21 protein-coding genes are annotated in these 24,218 nt (G+C 67.3%); 11 read left to right on the top strand and 10 right to left on the bottom strand.

The window, feature by feature from the left end:
• Positions 1-24 precede the first annotated feature (24 nt).
• The 4 genes from flhA to CHB64_RS04090 are packed head-to-tail and all read left to right on the top strand — an operon-like array spanning position 25 to position 4,405.
• On the top strand, positions 25-2,106 hold the full coding sequence (gene flhA, locus CHB64_RS04105; RefSeq protein ID WP_089411281.1) for a flagellar biosynthesis protein FlhA: 2,082 nt from the start codon (positions 25-27) through the stop codon (positions 2,104-2,106).
• 12 nt (positions 2,107-2,118) lie between these two features.
• On the top strand, positions 2,119-2,907 hold the full coding sequence (locus tag CHB64_RS04100) for a flagellar biosynthetic protein FliR (protein ID WP_089411280.1): 789 nt from the start codon (positions 2,119-2,121) through the stop codon (positions 2,905-2,907).
• Entirely contained in the window at positions 2,904-4,001 is a 1,098-nt protein-coding gene (locus tag CHB64_RS04095) for an EscU/YscU/HrcU family type III secretion system export apparatus switch protein (protein WP_089411279.1), read from the top strand. Before CHB64_RS04100 ends, CHB64_RS04095 begins: the two co-directional genes overlap by 4 nt.
• Positions 3,998-4,405, top strand: coding sequence for a hypothetical protein (locus CHB64_RS04090; protein WP_089411278.1), 408 nt, complete (start codon positions 3,998-4,000; stop codon positions 4,403-4,405). The genes CHB64_RS04095 and CHB64_RS04090 overlap by 4 nt, the downstream gene beginning before the upstream one ends.
• A gap of 21 nt (positions 4,406-4,426) precedes the next feature.
• On the opposite strand, the gene CHB64_RS04085 is transcribed toward CHB64_RS04090, so the two are convergent.
• The 6 genes from CHB64_RS04085 to CHB64_RS04060 all read right to left on the bottom strand — a co-directional run bounded on the left by CHB64_RS04085 (position 4,427) and on the right by CHB64_RS04060 (position 10,329).
• Positions 4,427-5,467, bottom strand: coding sequence for a GGDEF domain-containing protein (locus CHB64_RS04085; RefSeq protein ID WP_159462410.1), 1,041 nt, complete (start codon positions 5,465-5,467; stop codon positions 4,427-4,429).
• A 120-nt stretch (positions 5,468-5,587) separates the two neighbouring features.
• Positions 5,588-6,430 (bottom strand): universal stress protein, encoded by an 843-nt coding sequence (locus CHB64_RS04080; protein ID WP_143265933.1) that lies wholly within the window; start codon positions 6,428-6,430, stop codon positions 5,588-5,590.
• A gap of 120 nt (positions 6,431-6,550) precedes the next feature.
• Entirely contained in the window at positions 6,551-7,468 is a 918-nt protein-coding gene (locus tag CHB64_RS04075; protein WP_089411275.1) for a bifunctional riboflavin kinase/FAD synthetase, read from the bottom strand.
• Complete coding sequence (locus CHB64_RS04070; RefSeq protein ID WP_089411274.1) at positions 7,462-8,313, bottom strand: TIGR01459 family HAD-type hydrolase; 852 nt, start codon at positions 8,311-8,313, stop codon at positions 7,462-7,464. The genes CHB64_RS04075 and CHB64_RS04070 overlap by 7 nt, the downstream gene beginning before the upstream one ends.
• Before the next feature lie 46 nt (positions 8,314-8,359).
• Positions 8,360-9,481, bottom strand: a complete 1,122-nt coding sequence (locus CHB64_RS04065; protein ID WP_089411273.1) for an EAL domain-containing protein — start codon at positions 9,479-9,481, stop codon at positions 8,360-8,362.
• A gap of 179 nt (positions 9,482-9,660) precedes the next feature.
• Complete coding sequence (locus CHB64_RS04060; protein WP_089411470.1) at positions 9,661-10,329, bottom strand: OmpA family protein; 669 nt, start codon at positions 10,327-10,329, stop codon at positions 9,661-9,663.
• 376 nt (positions 10,330-10,705) lie between these two features.
• Here CHB64_RS04060 and CHB64_RS04055 point away from each other — a divergent pair, with 376 nt between their 5' ends.
• Together CHB64_RS04055 and groL are read left to right on the top strand one after the other, a co-directional pair.
• Entirely contained in the window at positions 10,706-10,990 is a 285-nt protein-coding gene (locus tag CHB64_RS04055) for a co-chaperone GroES (RefSeq protein WP_089411272.1), read from the top strand.
• 41 nt (positions 10,991-11,031) lie between these two features.
• Positions 11,032-12,669, top strand: coding sequence for a chaperonin GroEL (gene groL, locus CHB64_RS04050; RefSeq protein WP_089411271.1), 1,638 nt, complete (start codon positions 11,032-11,034; stop codon positions 12,667-12,669).
• 109 nt (positions 12,670-12,778) lie between these two features.
• Here groL and CHB64_RS04045 read toward each other — a convergent pair whose 3' ends face one another.
• Complete coding sequence (locus CHB64_RS04045; protein ID WP_089411270.1) at positions 12,779-13,639, bottom strand: pirin family protein; 861 nt, start codon at positions 13,637-13,639, stop codon at positions 12,779-12,781.
• A gap of 113 nt (positions 13,640-13,752) precedes the next feature.
• On the opposite strand from CHB64_RS04045, the gene CHB64_RS04040 reads away from it, so the two are divergent.
• Positions 13,753-14,106, top strand: a complete 354-nt coding sequence (locus CHB64_RS04040; RefSeq protein ID WP_089411269.1) for a winged helix-turn-helix transcriptional regulator — start codon at positions 13,753-13,755, stop codon at positions 14,104-14,106.
• A 137-nt stretch (positions 14,107-14,243) separates the two neighbouring features.
• Here CHB64_RS04040 and CHB64_RS04035 read toward each other — a convergent pair whose 3' ends face one another.
• Genes CHB64_RS04035 through CHB64_RS04025 form a run of 3 tightly spaced genes read right to left on the bottom strand, consistent with a single transcriptional unit; the run spans position 14,244 to position 16,468 of the window.
• Positions 14,244-15,443 (bottom strand): hypothetical protein, encoded by a 1,200-nt coding sequence (locus tag CHB64_RS04035; RefSeq protein WP_089411268.1) that lies wholly within the window; start codon positions 15,441-15,443, stop codon positions 14,244-14,246.
• Complete coding sequence (locus tag CHB64_RS04030; RefSeq protein WP_089411267.1) at positions 15,440-15,826, bottom strand: hypothetical protein; 387 nt, start codon at positions 15,824-15,826, stop codon at positions 15,440-15,442. The genes CHB64_RS04035 and CHB64_RS04030 overlap by 4 nt, the downstream gene beginning before the upstream one ends.
• Positions 15,827-15,853: 27 nt before the next feature.
• Positions 15,854-16,468, bottom strand: a complete 615-nt coding sequence (locus CHB64_RS04025) for a hypothetical protein (RefSeq protein WP_089411266.1) — start codon at positions 16,466-16,468, stop codon at positions 15,854-15,856.
• A 230-nt stretch (positions 16,469-16,698) separates the two neighbouring features.
• On the opposite strand from CHB64_RS04025, the gene CHB64_RS04020 reads away from it, so the two are divergent.
• The 4 genes from CHB64_RS04020 to CHB64_RS04005 all read left to right on the top strand — a co-directional run bounded on the left by CHB64_RS04020 (position 16,699) and on the right by CHB64_RS04005 (position 24,201).
• Entirely contained in the window at positions 16,699-19,440 is a 2,742-nt protein-coding gene (locus CHB64_RS04020) for a protein kinase domain-containing protein (protein ID WP_159462409.1), read from the top strand.
• Between the two features lie 203 nt (positions 19,441-19,643).
• Positions 19,644-20,744 (top strand): AraC family transcriptional regulator, encoded by a 1,101-nt coding sequence (locus tag CHB64_RS04015; protein WP_089411264.1) that lies wholly within the window; start codon positions 19,644-19,646, stop codon positions 20,742-20,744.
• 126 nt (positions 20,745-20,870) lie between these two features.
• Positions 20,871-23,162, top strand: a complete 2,292-nt coding sequence (locus CHB64_RS04010) for a TonB-dependent receptor (protein ID WP_089411263.1) — start codon at positions 20,871-20,873, stop codon at positions 23,160-23,162.
• Positions 23,163-23,178: 16 nt separating this feature from the next.
• The gene (locus CHB64_RS04005) at positions 23,179-24,201 is read left to right on the top strand and encodes an alpha/beta hydrolase (protein WP_089411262.1); all 1,023 of its coding nucleotides are present in this window, start codon (positions 23,179-23,181) and stop codon (positions 24,199-24,201) included.
• The last annotated feature ends 17 nt before the right edge of the window (positions 24,202-24,218 follow it).

Below are 24,218 nucleotides of genomic sequence, written 5' to 3'. Positions count from 1 at the left end.
AGCAACCTTCGTCCGTTCGACGTCATGCCCGCTCTGAGCATAAAATCGCTCTATCAGCCGACGGTCTTTCTCGCGATCGCGCTCATGGCGGTGATCGTGATGATGGTGCTGCCGGCGCCGGCCTGGGTGCTCGACATCGGGCTCACCGCCTCTTTCGCCTTCGCCATCCTGATTTTCACGATCACGCTGTTCATCGAGCGCCCGCTGGATTTCTCGTCCTTTCCGACGGTGCTGCTCGCTTCGCTGCTGCTGCGGCTGTCGCTCAACGTCTCTTCGACCAAGCTCATCATCGGTCAGGGTCATACCGGCCCCGATGCGGCGGGCGGAGTCATTCACGGCTTCGCCATGTTCATCATGGGCGGGAGCGTCTTTCTGGGGCTCGTCGTGTTCACGGTGCTGCTCATCGTGAACTTCCTCGTCATCACCAAGGGCGCCGGGCGCATGGCCGAGGTCGGCGCGCGCTTCGCCCTCGACGGGATGCCGGGCAAGCAGCTCGCCATCGACTCCGACGTGGCCGCCGGCGCCATCACTCACGAAGAAGCGAAGGCCCGCCGCAAGCTCGAACAGGAAGAGACGACCTTTTTCGGCTCGCTCGACGGCGCGTCGAAATTCGTCAAGGGCGACGCCGTCGCCGGACTGCTCATCACGCTCCTGAACATCGTCGTCGGCCTCGCGGTCGGCATCGGCGCGCACGGCCTTTCCTTTTCGGAGGCGATCGAGACCTATTCCATCCTCACCGTGGGCGACGGCCTCGTTTCGCAGATTCCGGCGGTCATCATCTCCATCGCCGCCGCGCTTCTGCTGTCGAAGGGCGGCGTGCAGGGACCGGCGGACAAAGCGCTGTTTCATCAGCTTGGAGAGCATCCCGGCGCGCTCATCACGGTGTCGATCATTCTCGCCGTATTCGCGCTGTTTCCGGGCCTTCCCTTCGCGCCCTTCATGGCCGGCGCGCTCGCGCTCGCGGGCCTCGCCTATTTCGGCCGTCGCTACGCGCAAAAGCGAAGCGCGGAAGGCCTCCCCGCAGAGGTCGAAGACCAACGCCCCGCCCAGCCTTCGCTCGGCGATGTTCTCGATCTCGACGAGATCCATGTCGAGTTCGCGCCCAATCTCATCCATATCGCCATGGAGTCGGAGACCGGACTCGAATCGCGCATCGCCAAGATCCGCAAATATGTCGCCGCGGAGTTCGGCTTCATCGTGCCGGCGATCCGGCTCACCGACAACGCGACGTTCAGGAACAACGAGTACGCCATCCGCATTCACGGCGTCGAAGTCGCGCGCAGCATTCTCGATCCCGGCGGCGTGCTGGTGCTCACCCGCGAGGACGCGCCGCTGCCGATCAAGGGGCTCGACGTCAAGGAGCCTGTTTACGGCGCGCCGGCGAAGTGGATACCGGCCGACCGGCAGGAGGACGCGGCGATGCTCGGCCTGCCGATCATCGAGCCGGCCGAGGTCGCCGCGACGCATCTTCTCGAAGTCATCAAGGCCAATCTCGGCCGGCTGATGACGCGCCGCGCGCTGCGGCGCATTCTCGACGAGTTCGTCTCGACCTCCGACCCGGAGCGCGCCGCCGCCAACCGCAAGATCCTCGACGAATTCATCACCGACAAGACCCCGCACGATCTCATCCAGGCGGTGCTGCGGCTGCTGTTGCAGGAGCGGGTGTCGATCCGCAATCTGCCCGTCATTCTCGAAGCGATCTCCGAAGCGCGCTCGGCGATGAGCTCGCCGGAGCAGATCGCCGAATATGTCCGTCAGCGGATCGGTTTTCAGTTCGTCTCGAAGCTGCGCGACGCGGAGGGCCGCCTGCCGCTCATCCAGCTTTCCCCGGAATGGGAGACCTTGTTCAAGGAGCACGAGATCGAGCGGGACAACGGGGCGGCCGACGTCGCGCTGTCGCCGGCGGACTTCAACCGTCTTGCGAGCGCGGTGCGCGAGAAGATCGCCGCGGCCGTCGCGCGCGGCGTGTTCCCGGCGATCGTGACCACCGCGCGGCGGCGCCGGTTCCTCAGCGCGGTCCTGAGCGCGAAGGGCGTGCGCAACGCGGTCATCTCCTATGACGAGATCGACCCGACGGAGAAACCCGCCATTCTCGGCGTCGCATAGGGAAGCGCCGGCATGGACCTGCTCGCCGCGCTCGAACCTCTCGCCGCCGTCGGCGCCGGGCCCGTCGCGGTCGCGGCCGGGGTGTTCGCGCGCATCTCTGCGCTGGTCTTCCTGCTGCCCGGCATGGGCGAGCACGCCATTCCCGTCCGCGTCAGGCTCGCCGGCGCGCTCGCCGTCGCGCTCGCGCTGACCCCGATGGCGCTCGCGGCCGGGCCCGCGGCGCCGGGCGCGCCTTCGGCGCTCCTCGCGACGCTCGCCGCCGAAGCCTTCGCCGGCGCCACGATCGGCTTCGCTATCCGCATCGCCGCCTTCGCGCTGGAGATCGCCGGCCACATCGCGGCGCAGCACCTGTCGCTGTCGCAGATCTTCGGCGGCGGGCTCAACGCCGCGCCGGAGCCGCCGATCGCGACCCTGTTTCTGATGGCGGGCGTCACGCTCGCCCTCGCCGCGGGCCTGCATTTCAAGGCCGTCGCCGCGCTCGCCGCCTCTTACGAGATCATGCCGTTCGGCGTCTTTCCGGGCGCGGATGAAGCCGGCGCCTGGGCGGCGGAACGGGCCGCCTACGCCTTCTCTGCGGCGCTCGCTCTCGCCCTGCCTTTCGTGATTCTCGGCTTCATCTACAATCTCGCCATCGGCGCGGCGAACCGGGCGATGCCGCAGCTCATGGTCGCCTTCGTCGGCGCGCCGGCGATCACGTTCGCGGGCCTCGTCCTTCTGGCGCTCGCCGCGCCGGGCCTTCTCATCGTCTGGCTCGGGATGGTCGACCTCGCTTTCGCCGCCGTGCTCGGGAGCGCGCCATGAGCGAGAGCGACAAGAACGGCGCCGGCGAAAAGACGCATCAGCCGACCCAGCGAAAGCTGCAGAAGTCGCGCGAGCAGGGCGAAGTTCCCTACTCGTCGGAGGCGACCGCGGCGGCGACCTATGCGAGCTTCTATTTCGCGCTGCTCCTCGCCGGCGGCTGGAGCGCGGCGAAGACCAGCGAGATTCTGCTCGCGTTCTTCCGCCATCCGGCCGACGTCGGCGCCGCGCTGACGTCGCCCGCGCCCAGCGGTTTCGCCGAACGGCTGGTCGTCGAACTCGCCCTGGCGCTGGCGCCGCTTTTCGGCGCGCTGGCGCTCGCCGCCCTCGCATCCATCCTCGCTCAGCGCGCCGTCGTCTTCGCGCCTTCGAAGATCAAGCCGAAGCTGTCGCGCCTGTCCATCATCGACAACGCAAAGCAGAAATACGGGCCCCAGGGCCTGTTCGAGTTCTTCAAGAGCTTCGCCAAGCTCGCCGCCATCACCGCGATCCTTCTGTTCGGCCTCAAGGACCGGTTCATGGAGCTGCCGTCGCTGTCGGCCCTGCCGGCGCAGGCTTTCGGAGACATCGTCCTGCGCGAAGCGACGTTCTTTCTCGGGCTCGTGACAGCCGCCGCGGTCGTCATCGCCGCGCTCGACCTGCCCTGGCGCATCTATCAGCACCGCAAGAAGCTGATGATGTCGCATCAGGAGCTGAAGGAAGAATCGAAGGAGACCGAGGGCGATCCGACCCTGAAGGCTGCCCGGCGCGAGCGCGCGAACGCGCTTGCGCGCAACCGGATGCTCGCCGACGTGCCGGAAGCGAGCGTCGTCATCGTCAACCCCGCCCATTACGCGGTCGCCCTGAAATGGGAGCGCGAGAAGGGCGGCGCGCCGGTCTGCGTGGCGAAAGGCGTCGACGAGATCGCCGCGCGCATCCGCGAGATCGCCGTCAAAGCCGGCGTCCCGATCCGGCGCGACCCGCCGACGGCGCGCTCCATCTACGCCCTTGTCGACATCGGCGAGGAGATCAGGCGCGAGCATTACGCCGCCGTCGCCGCCGCCATTCACTATGCGGACGAAGTCCAGCGCAAGGCGAAAGACGGGCGCACGCCATGAAGAACGAAACCATCGTGAAGACCTTGCGCGTGATCGAGGCGCGCACGCGCCTGGAGCAGGCGCGCCTGGCGGGCCTGCGCCGGCGCGCGCGCGCGCTTCTCGCCGCCGCCGACGCGTTCGAGACGGAGGCGCGGCGCGCGCCGCAGGTCGAGCCTGCGCCCGAGGAGGCGGGCGCGCTTCTGATCGCGGCGCGCTATCGCGCTTTGCTCGAACGGCGCGCGGCGCAGAAGCGCGCCGAGGCGGCCGCGCTCGAACCCGCGCTCGCCGAGCAGGCGAACCGGCTCAAGGCGAGCCTGCGCGAGGAGATCATGTGGCGGACCTTGCGCGACGAAGCCGCGGCCCGCCGACGCAAGCGCGTCAACGACAGGGAAGAGGAATGGCGCGAAGAACTCGCGCGGCGCTGACCGCCTGCTTTTGCGATTCCGTCAGGCGATGCGCCGCAAGGTCCGTTCGAACGCGGCCACCTTGTTGCGCCCCGATTTCTTCGCCTCGTAGAGGGCGGCGTCCGCGTCGCGGAAAAGCCGTTCGGCCGTCCCGCCGGGGCGGTGCTCGGCGACGCCAAACGACATGGTGATGACGCCGAGATCTTCGTTCGTGGTCTTGCTGACCAGCCTGCGCCGGCAGATCGCCGCGCGAATATGCTCGGCGAGACCGGTCGCGTTGACGAGACTCGTATTGGGCAACGCGATGGCGAACTCCTCCCCGCCGTAGCGCGACACCGTATCCTGTCCTTTCGTGTTCTTCTTGAGCACGGAAGCGACGTATTTCAGCACCTGGTCGCCGATGTGATGGCCCCAGCTGTCGTTGAAATTCTTGAAATGATCGACGTCGCACACGATCAGCGACAGGGACGCGCCGTCTTTCTCCGCCGTCGCAATCGCCTCGCGGATCGCCTTGTCGAAGGCGCGGCGATTGCAAAGCTTGGTAAGAAAATCCGTATGCGCATCCTGTTCGATCTCCTTGATCGACTCCTTGAGCGCGCCGATCTTCTTCGCAGCCGCGTCGAGCTGTTCCTCGAGCTCGGAGTTCCGACGGGCGGCGTTCGCGGCCGTCTCGACGAGAAGATTGACGAAATGCTTGAGCTCGGCCTGCCCCAGCGTAACGCCCTGAACGTCCTTCGAGATCGTGCGGATGTTCGATCCGAACTTGTTCGCGTTGTCGCTTAACCCTTTCGCCACCCCCTGCAGGCCTTCGACCTCCACCAGCACGCCTTCGTAATGGCGGTCGAAGGCGGCGCGGACATGATCGAAGCCGCAATATTTGTAATAGAGGCTCGAAAGAAAGTCCGTCGTGATGTCGAGATTCCGGCTTATCCTGTCTTCGATTTCCTGGGACAGATACGGATTCTGGTTCTGCTTGTGGAGAAACCAGATCTCGTAGCATTCCGGCAGCGGGGCCACTGACATGCGTTGCAGATCGGCGAGAACTTCCGCCGCGAATTCGTGAAGCGAGGCCTGCTCTGTCATATGCTGTCTTCTTCCCGCGCGCCCGCCCTCGGCGCCGGCGGGCGCCATGCGCGCGTCGTTAGGTATAAGCCGGGAATGCTTGACTTTTCGCTAACCAAGCCGCGGGGCGCGTCCGCCGCGTCAATGCGCCATCAGGAGCGGTTTCTTGGCCCCGCGGAGCACGACATGGGTGGCGCCGCCGAACAGCTGCTCGCGCCACGGCGAATGGCGGAACGCGCCCATGACGATGAAGTCGGCGCCGGCGCGCTCGGCTTCTTCGAGAATCGCCGCGCCGGCGCCGCGGTCGCCAGGCGGCAGGACGGCCGTCTCAGCCTCGATCCCGTGGCGCCGCAGATAGCGCGCGGCGCTGTCGGGATCGATCGCGCGCGCCCCTTTTTCTGCGATGCTGCACAGCCGCACGCTGCGGCAGCGTTTCACGAGCCCCAGCGCAGCGCGCAGGGCGCGCGAGGCTTCAAGGCTCGCATCCCACGCCACGAGCGCCTTGTCGAGCGGCGCCGTCCCCGGCGCGCCGCGCGGCGCGACGAAGACCGGCGACCCGCCCTGCAGGAGAAGCTCCGCAAGCAGCGTTTCCCCCGCGATCAGGGTCGCGCCTTCCGGCAGATGCGCGACCGCCAGATCGTAATGGCGCGTGAAGCGGGCGAGCCCGCCGCGCAGGCCGTCCGGGATGACGTGCAGGTCGCCGAACAGACGCGGCGCTTCGTCTGCGGCGCGCGCGAAGGCCTCGCGCGCGACTTTCTCGGCCTGCGCCGAGGCTTCCTCGATCTCGCGCGCCGCCGCGTCGCTCGCATAGAAGCCGAAGCCGTCGGCGAGGATCGCCGAATCCGCAGACAGATCGTATTTCAGGAAAACCGCATCCGCGACGGCCTCGAAATCCGTCGCCAGCCGCTTGGCCCAGTCGAGAATCGCGCCCATGTCTTCGGGGCGATTCAGCAGGGTCAGCATCGATTTGACCGCGCCCGTCATGGCCCGCTCTCCCCTTGTCGCTTCCGAGGGCCGGCCTGCAAGACCGAACCGCGCGCTCATCATATAGGAACCGAATATAGGAACCGACGTTTTCCGCCGCCAGCGCCGGCGCAAGGCGGCTTACGCCTGCGACGCGAGGCGGCGGCGCGCTTCTTCGCAGTCGGCCGCGATCTGGGCCTTGAGCGCGTCGGGCCCGTCGAACCGGCGCTCGTCGCGGATGAAGTCCGCGAACGCGACCTCCAGCCGGCGCCCGTAAAGATCGCCGGAAAAGTCGAACAGATGCGTCTCGAGCAGGGGCGGGCCGTCGGCGAGGGTCGGCCGCCGGCCGAAATTCGAAACGGCGTCATACGTCCGCCCGTCCAGGCGCGCGCGCGTGGCGTAGACCCCGCGCCGCGGCGCGATGATCTCGCCCAGGGAAAAGTTCGCCGTCGGAAAGCCGAGCGACCGGCCGAGCCGCTGGCCGGGGCCGACCACGCCTTCGACCGACCAGGGCCGGCCCAGCATGTCGGCCGCCGCGCGCATGTCGCCGCGCTCGATCGCGGCGCGGATGGCGCTCGAGCCGATCTTCTCGCCTGCGCCTTCCTGCGCGAGCGGCTCGACGATATGGGCCGTCATGCCATGCGCCGCGCACAAGTCGCGCAGCGTGCGCGCGTCGCCCGCGCGCCCCTTGCCGAAACGGAACTCCGCGCCCGCGACCACGCCGACGAGGCCGAGATTGCCCTTGAGCACGATGCGGACGAATTCTTCCGGCGACATGGCCGCGAGCGCCGCATCGAACGTCGCCGAATGGACGACCTCGGCGCCGGCTTCTTTCAGAAGCGCGTCGCGCTTTTCCGGCGCGGTCAGCAGAAAGGGCGGATCGTCGGGCCGGAAGAACCGGCGCGGATGCGGATCGAACACGACGACGCCCGCTGGCGCGCCCGCGCGCGCGGCGAGCCGGGCGGTCTCGGCGATCAGGAACTGATGGCCGCGATGGACGCCGTCGAAATTGCCGATCGCGGCGAGCGCTCCCCTGCGCGCCGGCGCGCCGCTCACCATTGCAGCCGCTCCATGACGGCGAGGGCGCGCGCGCCGGCCTTCGACAGGATCGCCGACACGTCCCCGGCGTCGGCCCCGCCGTCATGCACCCCGCCCGGCCCGACGACGTAGACCGCATCCATTCCCTGCGCGTTGGCGCCGGCGATGTCCGTATGCAGACCGTCGCCGACGGCGAGCGCGCGCGCGCGGACGAGCGGCCGGCCGCGCGCGGCTTCGGCCTCGCCCAACGCCAACCCGTAGATCGGCGGATGCGGCTTGCCGCCATATTCGACGACGCCGCCGAGCTCTTCGTAAATGCGCGCGAGCGCGCCGGCGCACCAGATCAGGCGGTCGCCGAGGCGCACCACCACGTCCGGATTGGCGCAGATCATCGGCAGACGGCGCGCCGCGGCCGCTTCGAGCAGGGCGCGATAGTCCTCCGGCTCTTCGCGCATCTCGTCGCGCAGGCCCGTGCAGATGACGAAGGCCGCCTCGTCGAGCGGCGCGAAGCGAATGTCGAGGCCGTCGAAGAGCGGATCGTCCTTTTCCGGTCCGATGCGATAGGCCGGCGCGGGAAGCCGCGCGGCGATCTGGGCGCGGGTGGCGTCGCCGGACGTGACCACCGCATCGTACGCCGCGCGCGGCAGGCCGAGCCGGTCGAGCTGGGGCGGAATCGCCGAGGACGGGCGCGGCGCGTTGGTGAGGATGACGACGGGGCCGCGCGCGCGCCTGAACGCGGCGAGCGCCTCGGCCGCGCCGTCGAACAGCGCCACGCCGTTATGGATCACGCCCCAGGCGTCGCACAGAAGCGCATCGTAGCGACCGGCGATCGCAGACAGGCGCTCGATGAAAACCGGCTCCGTCACGACGGCTGGCGTTAAGGCCGGCGGGCCACGCGGTCAAGCCGCGCGCTCAGGACGCCTTCGCGAGCCCCGGCGCCGGACCGGCGGCGACCGCCGCGTCGTCCTCGCGCCGATGGCGGCCGACGTAATAGTCGGCCGGACGCGGCGGGCCGAAAAGATTGCCCTGCCCGTAGTCGATGCCGAGGGCGAGGATCTCCGGCATGCTGCTCTCGTATTCGATCTTCTCGGCGACGAGGTCGATGCCGGCGTCCGCGAGACGCTTGCGCAGCGCGCGCAGCTTCGCCGCCGCCTCCTGGCCGGCGTCCGCCGCCATGAGAAGCGCGCTCGGCGCCTTGGCGTAACGGAAATTCTTTCGGCGCAGCGCCTCCCAGTCGAGATCGAGCGTGTGCACGTGGTCGACCGAGAAGGCGAAGCCGCGTCGCGCGATCGCCCGCAGATTCTCCTCGAAGCGCGGGTGCATCATCTGCACGGCCGGATAGGTGAACTCGAAGATGAGCCGGGGCGCGAGATCGCCGTTGATCTCGAGATAATCCGTAAAGTGATTGAAAAAATCGACGTCGAACAGCGTCGCAGGAGACAGGTTGCAGAACACGGCGAACTGGCTGTCCTGGTCGCGCAGCCGGCGGAACGCCTGAACGCAGCGCAAAAGGATCATGTTGTCGATGACGCCGATCTTGTTGGCGCGCTCGGCCGCTTCGAGATAGTCGGTCGGCCTGAGGATGCCGCCGTCTCGGCCGCGCAGGCGGGAGAAGGCTTCATAGTATCTTATTTTTCGCTGCGGCAGGCTGACGATCGGCTGCAAATAGAGCTCCAGCCGGTCGTTCTCGATGGCGTCGCGCACGCGCTCGAGCATGATCGCGTCCGGCTCGGAAAGCTCCCTGGTCGGCTCAAAACGCAGCACCGGCGCGATCTTGCGGGCGGCCTTGATCGGATCCTCGTCGCAGCGTTTCGTCAGTTTACGCATCATATCGAGCTCAAGCTGCGCCTTGCTGAGGGCGAAACCGAGCCTTGCGTGCATGATCAGCGTCACGACGAGCGCGGCCGCGAGCGCGATCTCCAGATTAGGCTGGAAATTCGCGCGCACGCACGCCGCGACGAGAACCACCCCCGCCACGCCCGCCGAGAACATGACGCCGAAGCCGTATCTTGAGGTCCGCTGCCTGAGATTCATCGCCCGCCTCTTTTCCGCGCCGCAGCGCGCCGCGCCCGATCGCACGGTTAACGCAGCCTAGGACGGGCGGGTTGACAGGCAATTAATTCAATTTTCGGCCATTGCAGACGACGCGGAAACGACGACGCCCGCCCCGCCGGCGGCGGGACGGGCGCGCGTTTTCCCGGCCGAAGAAGCCGCTAGCTTCGAAACTGGCTGTCGATCGGATCGATGACGATCTCGACGCGGCGATTGAGCGCGCGGCCCTGCGGCGTCGCATTGTCGGCGATCGGACGGCTCTCGCCGTAGCCGACGGCGTTGAGGCGCGCCGGCGCGACGCCTTGCGCGGCGAGATAATTCGCCACCGACAGCGCCCGGCGCTGCGACAGCTGGAGATTATACTCTTCCGAGCCGGTGGAATCGGCGTGGCCGTAAACGCTCACCGTCGTCTTGTCGAACTCCTTGAGGACGATCGCCACCGAATTGAGCGTCTCATAGAAGCCCGGCTGGATGTCCGACTGGTTGACGTCGAAGGTGATGTCCGACGGCATGTTGAGGATGATGTTGTCGCCCTGACGGGTGACCGACACCCCGCTCGCGGCGAGCCGCTCGCGCAGCTTGGCCGCCTGGCGGTCCTGATAGACGCCGATGCCGACGCCGATCGCCGCGCCCGAGGCCGCCCCGATCGCCGCGCCCTTGCCGGCGTCGCCGGCGATCGCGCCGATCACGGCGCCGGCCGCCGCGCCCGCCGCCGCGCCGCCGGCGCCGCTCGTGACGGTGCGGCTCGCGCGCCGCTCGCCGGTGTAGGGATTGGTGGTGCAGCCGATAGCGAAAATCGCCAGGGCCCCCACGAGAATCGCTTTGCGCATGTTTCGCTCCTTTGTGCGTTGGCCGTCGGCGCGCCCGCCCGCCGGCCGACAGTATTTAGCCCGACTCGCCGGGCCGCGGACGAGAGTTTTCCCTGAATGATGAAGATTTCGCCCGTCCGCCGGCATTAAAACACGGTAATTGCGGCGAAATTCGATCCGCAATTCGCCCGCTTTTCGACCGCGGGCCGCGCGCCCGTCCGGTTCGGCCGCCTTTGACGCGCCGGACAGCGCGCGCCGCCTCTTGACGGCGGGCCGGCGCGTTCCTAATTCGCTTTCAGCACTCGCCATCGTCGAGTGCTAACAGAGGCGGCGATTCCGCCGTTTCTGAGATAAGGTGTTGATTTTCATGAAAGATCGAAAGCAGGGAGACGTCTCGATGGCTTTCAGGCCGCTCCATGATCGCGTTCTCGTCCGCCGCATCGAGGAGGACGAGAAGGTGGGGTCCATCATCATTCCCGACACCGCCAAGGAAAAGCCCCAGCAGGGCGAAGTCCTGGCCGTCGGACCGGGCGCGCGCGGGGAGGACGGCAAGATCGTCCCGCTCGACGTCAAGAAAGGCGACAAGGTTCTGTTCGGCAAATGGTCCGGCAGCGAAGTGCGCATCGACGGCGAGGAGCTCCTCATCATGAAGGAGTCCGACATCCTCGGCATCGTCGAATAACCAGCGAACGCAGGATTCAGGATCGTTAGGAGAACGAAACCATGGCAGCCAAAGAACTCAAATTCGACGCCGAAGCCCGCGAGAAGATGCTTCGCGGCGTCGAGATCCTCGCCAATGCGGTGAAGGTCACGCTCGGCCCCAAAGGCCGCAACGTCGTCATCGAAAAATCCTTCGGCGCGCCGCGCACGACCAAGGACGGCGTGACCGTCGCCAAGGAGATCGAGCTTGAGGACAAGTTCGAGAACATGGGCGCGCAGATGGTGCGCGAAGTCGCCTCCAAGACCAACGACACGGCGGGCGACGGCACCACCACCGCCACGGTGCTCGCCCACGCCATCGTCCGCGAAGGCGCCAAGGCTGTCGCGGCCGGCATGAACCCGATGGACCTGAAGCGCGGCGTCGACCTCGCCGTCGCCAAGGTCGTCGAGGACATCAAGAAGCACGCGACCAAGATCTCTTCCTCCGCCGAGATCGCCCAGGTCGGCTCCATTTCGGCCAACGGCGAGAAAGAAATCGGCGAGATGATCGCCAAGGCGATGGAGAAGGTCGGCAACGAAGGCGTCATCACCGTCGAGGAAGCCAAGTCCCTGGAGACCGAGCTCGAAGTGGTCGAAGGCATGCAGTTCGACCGCGGCTATCTCTCGCCCTACTTCATCACCAACGCCGAGAAGATGGTGGCCGAGCTTGAGGATCCCTACATCCTCCTGCACGAGAAGAAGCTCTCCGGCCTGCAGGCCATGCTGCCGCTGCTCGAAGCGGTGGTGCAGTCCGGCAAGCCGCTGCTCATCATCGCCGAGGACGTGGAAGGCGAAGCGCTCGCCACGCTCGTGGTCAACAAGCTGCGCGGCGGGCTGAAAGTGGCGGCCGTGAAGGCGCCCGGCTTCGGCGATCGCCGCAAGGCCATGCTCGAGGACATCGCCGTTCTCACCGGCGGCCAGGTCATCTCCGAAGACCTCGGCATCAAGCTCGAGAACGTGACCCTCGACATGCTCGGCCGCGCCAAGAAGGTCGTCATCAACAAGGACGACACCACCATCATCGACGGCGCCGGCGAGAAGAAGGACATCGAAGCCCGCGCCAACCAGATCCGTCTCCAGATCGAGGAGACGACGTCCGACTACGACCGCGAAAAGCTGCAGGAGCGGCTGGCCAAGCTCGCCGGCGGCGTGGCGGTCATCAAGGTCGGCGGCGCCACCGAGGTGGAAGTGAAAGAGCGTAAGGATCGCGTCGACGACGCGCTCAACGCCACCCGCGCGGCGGTCGAGGAAGGCATCGTGCCGGGCGGCGGCGCGGCGCTGCTCTACGCCACGAAGGCCCTTGACGGCCTGAAAGGCGAAAACGCCGATCAGAACGCCGGCATCAACATCGTGCGCCGCGCCCTTGAAGCGCCGGTCCGTCAGATCGTGCGCAACGCGGGCGGGGAAGGCTCGATCGTGGTCGGCAAGCTCCTGGAGCAGAACGAGTACACCTACGGGTACGACGCCCAGAACGATCAGTATGTCGACATGATCAAGACCGGCATCATCGACCCGGCCAAGGTCGTGCGCACCGCGCTGCAGGACGCGGCTTCGGTCGCCGGTCTGTTGATCACGACCGAGGCCATGGTCGCCGAAGCGCCGAAGAAGGAATCGGCCGCGCCGGCGATGCCGCATGGCGGCATGGGCGGGATGGACTTCTAGATCCGGCCCGCAACAGGCTTGGAAGGGCGGCTCGAACGAGCCGCCCTTTTTCTTTCATCCTCCAGCCTGCCGGCGCCGCTTTCTACGCGACGCAACAGGATCGCCGGCTTCAGGCGCCAAAGGCGCCGAAGCGGCCGCTTTCGTAGTCGTCGATCGCCTGGCGGATTTCCGCCGGCGTGTTCATGACGAACGGGCCGTAGCCGGCCACGGGCTCGTCGATCGGCTCGCCGGCGAGGACGAGCAGCATCGAGTCAGCGTCGGCGCGGACGAGAACCTCGCTTCCCTCGCGCTCGAAACGGATGACTTCCGCCTCGCCCGCATACTCCGCGCCGTCGAACGTCGCGCGGCCCGACAGCACGGCGATCATGGAATTATGGCCTTCAGGCAGATCGAGCCGCGCTTCGCCGTCGCGCTTAAGCCGGACGTCCCAGAGGTTTACAGGCGTGAACGTCCGCGCCGGCCCTCGCGTTCCGCGGAATTCCCCGGCGATGACGCGCGCCCGGCCGCCGTCGAATTCGACGACCGGAATCTCCGCGCTCGCAATCGCCTGATAGGCTGGAGGCTTCATTTTGTCCCTGGCCGGAAGATTGACCCAGAGCTGAACCATGCGGAACGGCCCGCCGCTCTTCGTAAAGCCTTTGGAGTGGAACTCCTCATGGATGATCCCGCCGGCCGCGGTCATCCACTGCACGTCGCCGGGCCCGATCACGCCGCCGCCGCCCGCGGAGTCGCGATGCGCCACCTCTCCGTCGTAGACGATGGTGACGGTCTCGAAGCCGCGATGCGGATGCCGGCCGACGCCGCGCGGCGTCATCGACGGGGCGAACACATGCGGGCCCGCATAATCGAACAGCAAAAACGGGCTCAGCTTTTCGGGATCGGCGTCGTAGGAGAAAAGCGTGCGGACGGGAAAGCCGTCGCCGACCCAATGGGCCCCGCGCGGGCGAAGAATTTCGACGATTTTTTTCATGACAGACCTCGCAGCGGCGGGCCTAAAGCCCGCCCGGCTTGATTGCGCTTGGAACGCCCCTTACGTGAAGACCGCACGATCTCCTGACAAGTACGGTCCTTTAGGATACCGCAATGGCCAGGCAGGAAGGCTGTCCCGCCGAGATTACGCTCGAGCTCATCGCCGGTAGATGGAAACCGATGGCGATCTACTGGCTTCTGAAAGGCGCGCGCCGGTTCAACCAGCTGCAGCGCGATCTCGGCGGCATTACGCACCGCACGCTCGCCAGACAGCTGCGGGAAATGGAGGCGGACGGGCTGGTCGTCCGGCGCGATTACAAGGAGATCCCCCCGCGCGTCGAATACGCCTTGACCCCGCTCGGCCGATCGCTCGAACCGGTGTTGCAGGCGATGCACGACTGGGCGCTCGCCCATCCGGAAGCGCGCCGGCGCGAACGGGCGGAGGGAGCGTCCCGGAGCGGGGCGTAGGATGGCCTGACGGTCGTCGCGTTCGAATCCGAGACGTTGCGATTGCGACGCGCAGGAAGGCGACGCGGCCGCTTTTCCTGTCGCGATCGTCCGTAGACTTCCCGATCAGATCGGCTTCAGCGACCCGGCGCCGGCTGCTACAGATCCGGCGCGGCGCCTTTTCCCTTATGCTGAGCCTCTACGGCGGTCCTGAGGTCGATGTCGAATTGTTTGACGGCGTCATCGAACCGTTTCTGATCCATAACGACGACATTGAGTTCGCGGGCGAGAATGGCGTTGCCGACCGCAGGCATGATCTCGGCGCGGATCGTCAGTCCGCAGGCGCCGTTCCAGCTCATTCGGCCCTGAAACGTCGGCCGCGGACCATTTACGCAGCGCGACAGACGCGCGCTGTCGCTGCTCGGTATAAGCGCGCCCATCGGATCATAAACCCAGCTGTATGTGACCGAGCCGGGCCGATGACCGAGGCTGTAATATCCTTCCTGATTCGCCGACGCGTTTGGTCGACCGTATTTTTCCACCAGCGCTTCCTGCAATGAAGAAACGGTCGGATACTCGCTTTCGGAAAAGACCGTGCGCCGCCAGATTACGCCGGCGCGCTCGGCTCCCGGCAGGCCGGCGAACGCGACGACGAATTCCTGGTTGACATTCTGCAAAGGCTCGAACGCGTAGCCCCCGTCGTCACAACCTTGACCGCCGGCGACCCGCGCCTCGGCCGGGCAGATTTCGCCGTCGGCCGCGCGCAGGAGTTGACGCGTCTCGACGCCGTGGCTGTCGCGCGCCCATTCGCGCGCCACATCGAAATTGAGAACGTCGCCGCGGCATTCGAGAATCGCTTCGACATCCTCGAAGCTCATGCCGAGCCTCAAGTCGGCGACATCGTCGACAGGCGCGCCGGGAAGGCGCGGGCTCATAACGGGCCTATGCGGACATTTGCGCGCGGCAGCCTGTTTCCGGCGCGCGTTTCGCGCCGCTTCAAGAACGGCGACTTCCGCTCTGGCCTCTTCCAGCGCCGCAGCCTGTTTGCACGTCTTCGCCGTCGCCTCGACCTTGTCGAGCGCCGCGATCAGTTTGGGGTTGGACAGCGCGCCCATGGCGATCATGCCCTTAGCGTCTTCGCTCGCACCGGCCATGCTTTCAGCGAACTCGACGAGCGAGGCGAAGGTTTCCTCGTCGAGTTCGGCCCGAAGCGCGTCGCCTTGACAGACGCAGAAGGCTTCGCTGTCGCCCTCGGCGACGCAGGCGGCGACGAACGCCGCCTTTTCCCTGTCGCCTCCGCCGCCGCAGGCAGCGAGCAGAAGCACGGGAGCGATAAGCACCAGCGCTCTGTATCTCATGACGGCGAGCCCTTCTTTTTCGCGTGCGAGAAGAACGCGAGACCGCCGGCGGCGATGAGGAGGAACGTGAAAACCACGGCCTGGGGCTGGATCAGAACGGGGACGAGGCCCGCGCCCACAAGCAGCCCGCCGGCCAGGGGGAGTCTGTTCTTCAGCGTAAAGAACGCGCCGGCGAGGCCTGCGAGAAAGGCGAGGATCAGAAGAAACGCCGCCGCGCCCATCTTGTCCAGCGACTGGCCCTGCGCGGCGGCGGCGGACCTCACCGCCATGCGCTGGAGTTCGCTCATGTTTCCAAGGGCGCTGAGATCCCCCAGCCATTTCACGCCGAGAAAGCCGGCGGCGATCGCGCCGAGAACGGCGAGTATGACAATTGCGATTTTCATGGGATCGTTCCTTTTTCTGCTGGCGGATTAATGCGCGTTACGCGAGCGGGCCGTTCGACGCCGGACGGCTCCCCAACCGAAGGCGCCGGCGAGCACGCTCGCAAACAGCGCCGCCGCGCCGGGAAGCGGTATCTCGGAGGGCGCGCCGGCGCGGCTCGCCGACCATTCGCCTGGAATCACCGGCGTATGGAGAGGGCCCCATACGCCGTTGACGATCGTCAGCTCGTCAAAGGCGAAAGCGCTGTATGAAGCGGTCACGATCCCCACGGGATCAATTAGGTCGAATCCGTTCAGTTCAAGATTGAGATCGCCGAACAGGGTTCCGGTGAAGAGTTCACGACCGGAACAGCCTGCCGGGCAAGACGGACCGACGCCGACCCAGTCAAAATATCCTGTCAGTTCGTAATCCGTTCCATTGAAATCCTGCGTTTCGATCACGAGCGTTGATCCGTCCCAGACATTGCCGAAGTCGTCGAAGCCTTCGACGGACCAGGCGTCGCCGGTGAGATCGATCGTCGCCGCCTCGGCCCTCGCCGGCGCGCCGAAGAGCACGACTATTGACGCCATAAACAAAACAGCCAGCGCCTGATGGACAATGAGCGGGCGCGCCCGTGCGGCGCTCGATTTCCGGGTTTCCGTCATTTCACGCAGTTCCCATGTTTCCAGCCTGACCCCCAGGCCGGAAACACCATGGCGCCGTCGGGCGCGGAACGCTTCACGGAGGCCTAACGAATTCCTAACGCGATAAAATACTGAGCCGGATCATAGGGTTGTGAATATGATTACGGGCCCGTAAGATGGGCGTCGCGCGACAGGCTCAGCGGCGGACGCCGCACTACGCCGTCGCAAGCGCGCCGTCGACGGGGGAGTCCATGGGCGAATCGGAGCCTATTCCTAATGGAGCGCCCGACGGAGCGCTCTATCTTTACCGTTTCGGCGCGGCGGAATTCGACGAATCGCGATTCGAGCTCAGGGTCGGCGGCCTTCCGGTCGATCTTGAGCGCCGCCCGCTCGAAGTGCTGCGCATGCTACTGCGCCATGCCGGCGAGGTCGTCACCAGGGAAGAGCTTCTCGAAACGGTCTGGGAAGGGCGCATCACCGTCGATAACGTCCTCGCCAACGCCGTCGCCAAGCTGCGCAAGGCGTTGGGCGAAGCAGGCGCCGGCCTCATCGTCACGCAGGCGCGGGTCGGCTACCGCCTCGACGGCAAGGTCGAGCGCGTGGCGACCGGCCGGCGCCTCGTCAGCCGGCTCGACCTGAAAGTCGACAAAGCGGTTCCGGGCCGGCCGAATTTCCGGCTCGCGCGGCAGCTTTCCGGATCGGGCGGCAGCGAGGTCTGGCTTGCGCGGCACGAAAAGACCGGCGAGCGGCGCGTCTACAAGTTCAGTCCGGGCGGGGAGCGACTCGCCGCCCTCAAACGCGAGGCGACCCTGTCGCGGCTCCTGCGCGAAACATTGGGCGAGCGCGCCGACATCGCGCGCGTCATCGACTGGAATTTCGAGACGGAGCCTTTTTTTCTCGAATGCGAATATGGCGGGCGCAGCCTGCCGGCCTGGGCTGAAGAAGACGGAAAACTCGCCGCGCTGCCGAGGGACGCGCGACTTGACCTCGCCCGGCGGGTCATCGAGGCGGTCGCCGCCGCCCATAGCGTCGGCGTGCTGCACAAGGATCTCAAGCCCGCCAATATCCTGATCGAAGAAAACGGCGAAGGCGGCCGGCGCCTCAGGCTGACCGATTTCGGCAGCGGCCGGCTGATGGAGCCCGGTCGGCTCGACGAACTGGGCGTAACGCCCCTGGGGCTAACGCGAACGCTCGACTCCTCAAGCGATTCGAGCTTCGGCACGCCCCATTACATCGCGCCGGAAATCATCGCCGGCGCGGCCGCGACCGTGCAAAGCGACGTCTACGCGCTCGGCGTTCTTCTTTATCAGATCCTGACGGGCGATCTCAAAAAGCCGCTGACGACCGGCTGGGAAGAGGATGTCCCGGACCCGTTGCTGCGCGAAGACATTGCTGATGCCACGGCCGGCGATCCGGCGCGGCGGCTGGCGAGCGCGAGCGAACTCGCCGACCGGCTGCGCCGTCTCGAGGAGCGCCGCGCCGAACGCGCGCGCCTCGCCGAGGCGGAAACCTGCGCGCGCGCCGCCCAGGCTGCGCTGCAGCGCGCCCAGGCTCGACGTCCATGGGTCGTCGGCACCGTCGCCGTTCTGGCGCTGGGCGTCGCAGCGAGCGCCGGGCTTTTTCTGCAGGCCCGGGACGCCCGACATGCGGCCGAAGAGCAAGCCGCGCGCGCCGAGGCGACCGCGGCTTTTCTGCGCGACATCATGATCAACGCCGACCCGCGCCAGCCTGGCGCCGGCCACAGCGCCACCCTGCGCGACGCCCTGTCGCGCGCTGCAGACAGCATCGAGGCGCGTTTTGCGGCTGATCCCGTCATGGAGGCGACGATCCGCGAAACGGCGGGCGAGATCTACACCGGGCTCCAGGATTTCACGACCGCGGCGGAGCATCGCCGCCGCGCCGCCGCGCTGTTTGAAACCATGCTCGGCGCGGATCATCCGCGTACGCTCGAGGCGCGCTACCGTCTCGGCGAGGCGCTGACGAACGCTTCCCTCTACGCCGAGGCCGGCGAGGTCCTCGACGCCGCCGATCAGCACGCCGGCGCGCGCCGCGAGCAGAATGACGCCGTCGCGCTCGCCGCGGCGCGGGCGCGCGGGCGATTTCATCTGCTTCAAGCGCAGATCGAACCGGCGACGGCGTATTATGAGGAAGCGCTGGAACGCCTCTCCCGACTCCAGCCGGACGACGCGCGCGCCCGGCACGGTCTCTCCCTCGATCTCGCTCAAGCCTACGTCCGAATCGGCCGGCAAGACGAAGCGGTCGCGATCCTCGAAGCGTTGCAGGATGATGCGCGCTTCGCCGATGCAGGCGTTTCCGATGCGAGACGCGCGACCGCGACGCTTCATTACGGCGCCGCGCTTTTGTATGCAGGCCGGCTTGAAGACGCCGAACCCGTGCTCGGCGAAGCGATTCCGGCGCTGATCGACGCTTTCGGCCCGGACTCCACCCAAGTCGCGGAAGGCAAGAGCGTCCTCGGCAATATCTATGCGGCGAGCGGGCGTTGGGCGGAAGCCGCGCCCTTGATCGCGGACGTGCGCGAGACGACCTGCGCCGCGCAAGGACCGGAGCATCTCACCTGCGTCATGGCGGGCGGCAATGAAGGGGTCATCCTCGTTCAGCTCGGCCAAGCCGAGGAAGCCGTTCCGAAACTGGTCGCCGCGCGCGACGTTTTCGAACGCATGATGGGCCCCGGCACGCCCGGCGTGCAGGTGATGAATTACTATCTGGCGCAAGGCCTGCTCGATCTCGGCGACGGCGAGAGGGCGGCGGCGATCGTCTACGGCCTCGATCCGGCGCAGCTCGCCGCCGGCAGTCCGGGCGAGGAATGGCCGGCGCGGGTGGAAGCGCTCAAGGGCTGGGCGATGCTCATCGACGGCCGGCGCGAGGAAGGCGCCGCGCTGCTGCAAACCGCCGTCGCCGAGATGGAGCGCCAAAGCATGCAGGACTGGATCGTCGAGCCGTTCCGCCGGGCGCTCGCCGCCGTCGACCATTGACCGAACGCGCGGGCGGCGGCGACATTGCAAGGGACGACCGTCGGAATCCTGACGACCGACGCGCGCCGGCGGAATGGCGTACTCGCCGGGCGGCGTAAAGGCCGGCGGTCATTCCCCCGAATTGCGGCCGTCGACAAGGCGCTTTTCGCGCGCGCCCTTGAGCGCTTGCCGGACCTGCGCCAAGCCGGCACTCTGGCGGCGCGATGCGGCGCGGCCCTGACAGCGACGATCTTCTTTCCTCCGGGCCCGGCGGGCCGGCCTCGCCGGTTCGCCTCTTCGTGCGCCGCAGCGACGCCGCGCAGCTTCAGGCCTTTGCGCAGGGCGTCGGTCTCGCGCGCGCGCCGACGGGAAGCAAAATCGACCCGCCGACGACGCCGGCCGAAGGCGAGCTTATGCCGCTTGCGGAGCATTTCCGGCTGCTGCGCCGGCTGGCGGACGCCTCGGACGACGAGACGTTTCATCTGTCCCGGCGTCCGCTCGCGCCGGGAACCACCGATTTCGTCGTCGACGTGCTGGCCGACGCGGCCGATCTCGAAGACGCCATGAAACGCGCCGCGCGCGCCTATAACGCGCTGCATGGAGGATATTACAACAAGGTCGAGCGCCGCCGCGACCGGCTCGCCTATGTGATCGACGACCGGCGCTTTCCCTATGCGCCGGGAACCGATCCCGGCCTCGCTTGCGCCGTGATGGAGGGCGTGCTGATTTTCCTGCACGCGATGCTGTCGCTCGCCGCAGGAGACGCGCTAACGGACAGGCTCGTCTGCGTGCGCACCCGTCGGACGAACCGGACGGCGCCGGACGGCCTGCTCGCCTTCTGGACTGCGCCGGTGCGCTGCGGCGCGCCGGTCTACGCTCTCGAATACGCGCGCGAGGCGGCCGGCATGCCGGCGCGGCGGCGCCGGACCGGGCCGATCAACGCCGCGGCCGTCTATGATCTCATCGACGAGATGATCGCCTGGCGCGAGCGGTCCGTTCCCCGGCAGGATTTGCGCGCGCGAGTCGTAGAGACGCTCGCCGCCGGCGTGGACGAGCAGTCCGCGGCGGCCCGGCGGCTCGGCGTCAGCGTCGCGACCCTGCGCCGCCGGCTGGCCGAGTCCGGGACGACCTTCCGCCGCCTGCGCAGCGAGGTTCTCGCACAGAAGGCCGCCAGGATGCTCGATCAGGGACGGGCCGTCAGCGACGTCGCCGAGGCGCTCGGCTTCGCCGACGCGCGCAGCTTCTCGCGCGCCTTCAAGGCCTGGCGCGGCGTGACGCCGGCGGCCTACGCCGCGCGCGGCGGCGGCCACGCGGGCCGATCGTGAGCGAAATTGTCCTCCCACTCTGGACCCGACCGTCATCCCCCCGCCGCGCCGCGAGAAGTACCTTCCCCGCCAGGCCGGCGAATCCGGACGAATCCGGACGGAAAGACCGGCGAGCGGGAGGATGAGATGGCGTTGGTTCATTCGGCGAAACGGATTTCCCTCAAGGCGAGCCTGATGGCCGGGGCCTGCGCGGCGGGCGTCGCGTTCGCGCCGGCGGGCGCGGGCGCGCAGGACGCGCCCGGCGCGGCCGGGCGCAGCGACGAGATCGTGGTGACGGCGCGCCGGCGCGCCGAATCCCTGCAGGACGTGCCCGTCGCCGTCTCCGCCTTCAGCGACGACCGCATCGCGGAGCTGCAGGCGGACAATCTCTCCGGTCTGCAATATGCGACGCCCAATCTCTATCTCGATCAGGGCGACGCCTCGAACGCCGTCATCTATCTGCGCGGCGTCGGGCAGAACGACTCTCTCGCCTTCGCCGATCCCGGGGTCGGCGTCTATGTGGACGACGTTTTCATCGCCCGCTCGCAGGCGGCGTTTCTGGAGCTTTTCGACGTCGAGCGCGTCGAAGTGCTGCGCGGGCCGCAGGGCACGCTTTACGGGCGCAACACCATCGGCGGCGCGGTGAAGTTCGTCTCCACGACGCCGCCGGACGAATTCGACGCCTATTTCGAGGCCGGCGCCGGCAATTACGATTTCGCGACGGTGAAAGGCCGCATCGGCGGCCCGCTCGCGCCGGGCGTGTTGCGCGGCAAGGCGGCGTTCTCGGCGAGCCGGCGCGACGGCTATAACGTCAATCTCTTCGACGGCGAGGACGACGGCGATCTCAAATCATTCTCCGGACGCGGCGCGCTTCTTTATACGCCTTCGGACGATTTCGAGTTTCTGCTCTCGCTCGACGGCAAGATCGACCGGCCGGACACGTCGCGCAGTCCTGTGCGGGAGACGGCCATCGCCGGCGCGCCCGATCCCGTGGGCGCGCCGGCGACGATCGTCGTTTTCCCGCAGAGCGGCGATCCATACGAAGTCGACGTCAACGCCAACGGCCTGTCGGATCTGACCGCCTTCGGCGTCTCGCTGACGAGTCGCTGGAATGCGAGCGAAACGGTGACGATCGAGTCGATCTCGTCCGTGCGCACGATGGACTTCGATCTCAATCTCGACACGGACGGCGCGCCTCTGCCCATTCTCGACATTCTGCTGCTGCAGGACCAGACGCAGTTCAGCCAGGAGCTGCGCGCCCTCTATGACGACGGCGGACGTTTCACGTTCACCGGCGGTTTTTACTATTTCCACGACGACGACGTGACGTTTTCCGGCGTCGACAACGGTTCGGCGACCATTTTCGGCTTCCCGGTGATCCTGTTCGGCTTTCCTTCGTCGAGTCTCGCCGAGACGAAGCAGATCACCAACTCGTACGCCGTCTTCGGCGATGCGACTTTCGCGCTGACCGACCGGCTCAACGTCAGCGCCGGCGTGCGCTACACTTACGAGAAGCGCAAGTCCCGCCGTCTTTTCGAGAATTTCTTCGACCCGTCCGTATCCGTCATCGAGAACGCGCCGCCCTTCCTCGAAGGCGCCGGCGTTCCGGGAACGCCGATCTCGGGCGAGGCGGATTTCGACGCGCTCACGCCGAAGGTTTCTGTTTCCTACAAGCCGACCGACGACATTCTGGTTTACGCTTCTGTTTCGCGCGGCTTCAAGAGCGGCGGATTCGACGGCCGCGCCACCACCGATTTCGGCTTCCAGCCTTTCGACCCGGAATTCGTGTGGAGCTACGAGGGCGGCCTGAAGACAAGCTGGTTCGACGGGGCGGTGACCGCCAATCTCGCCTATTTCTACAACGACTATGCCGACATGCAGGTGACGTCTTTCGGCGCCGATCCCGTGACCGGCGTCTTCGTCAGCCTGTTCACCAACGCCGCCGCGGCCACGATCCAGGGCGTGGAGCTCGAGCTCTTCCTGCAGCCGACGGCGCGGTTGTCGATCGCAGGAACGGCGGGCTGGCTCGACGCCGAGTATGACGAATTCGAAATCCTGGTCGGCGGCGTTCCGACGGATGTGAGCGACCGGCCGCTGGTCAATTCCCCGCGCTGGAACGCGAGCCTCGGCGCGACTTACGAGCATCCGCTCGGAGAGCGTTTCATCGCCGTCGCGCATGTCGACGGCGCCTATCGCGGCGAGCGCGCGGTCGAGATCACCGCTTCGCCCGAACTGACGCAGAAGCGACACGGCCTGCTCAACGCTTTCGTCGCGCTCAAGACCGCCGATGCGCGCTGGGAGCTGCGCGGCGGGGTCAAGAACGCCACGAACGAAGCGATCCGCGTGCAGGGCTTCAACCTGTCGGAGTTTCCGGGCGTCCAGCTCGGCTTCTACGCCGCGCCGCGCACTTACGATTTTCGCCTCATCTATCGCTACTGACAGGCGGGCGCGCGAAATGAGCCAGCCATCCCAGCCGCGCCCGTCGGCGCCGACGCCGTCGCCGCAAGGCGAAGAACCCGATGCCGAGACGGCGGCTTTCCTGCCGCGCCTTCAGGCGATGCTCGACGCGCCGCATCCGCTGGACAGGGACAATCCCCTCGCTGCGGCGCGGGCGAAGGCGAGCGCGATCTTCGCCGCCTTCGCCGGCGATCCGGAACCGGAAAGCAGTCTGGCGATTCATGAGGAGATCGCCCCAGGTCCGGACCGCAATGTTCCCCTGCGGATTTACAGACTGCTGACGGAGAACGCCGCGCCCGCGCCGCTGATCGTGTTCTTCCATGGCGGCGGCTGGTCGCTCGGCGCGCTCGACGATTATGACGGCCTGTTGTCCGACCTCGCCGCCCTGAGCGGCGCGGCCATCGTCAGCGTCGGCTACCGTCTTGCCCCGGAACACCCGTTTCCCGCCGGGCTCGACGACGCGCGCGCCGCGACGGCTTACGTCGCCCGGCGCGCCGAGGCGTACGGATGCGATCCGCGCCGGCTCGGCGTGATGGGCGACAGCGCGGGCGGCAATCTCGCGGCCGTAATCGCCCTTGAAGCGCGCGGGAGCGCCGGCCCGCCCGTCGCGGCGCAGTTTCTTCTCTATCCGATGCTCGACGTCAGCCGTCCGCATACGGTTTATCCGTCGCGCCTGCGCTATGGCGGCGGCGCGTATTTCCTCACTCGCGAAGGGCTGGACGCCAGCGTCGCCGGGTATCTGCGCGATCCGTCGCTCGCTGCAGACCCGCGCGTGTCGCCGATGAACGCGCCTGATCTTTCCGGCGCGCCGCCGGCCTATGTCCTTGCGCCCGCGTGCGATCCATTGCGCGACGAGGCCGAGGCTTACGCCCGCAGACTCGAGGCGGCCGGCGTTCCGGCGCGGTTCGACTGCGTTCCCGGCGCGATTCACGGCTTTCTGTCTTTCGGCGCGCTCGCAGGGGCTCGCGCGGCGCGGCGCGCGCTCGCCGATGAAATCAGGCGGCTGCTCGCATCCGCCTGACGATTCTTCAGAAGGGA

Origin of the sequence: Amphiplicatus metriothermophilus, from assembly GCF_900199215.1 — a bacterium.
GTDB lineage: Bacteria > Pseudomonadota > Alphaproteobacteria > Caulobacterales > Parvularculaceae > Amphiplicatus > Amphiplicatus metriothermophilus.
The sequence above is the reverse complement of the archived record's forward strand: the minus strand, read 5'-3'. Positions and strand labels throughout refer to the sequence as shown.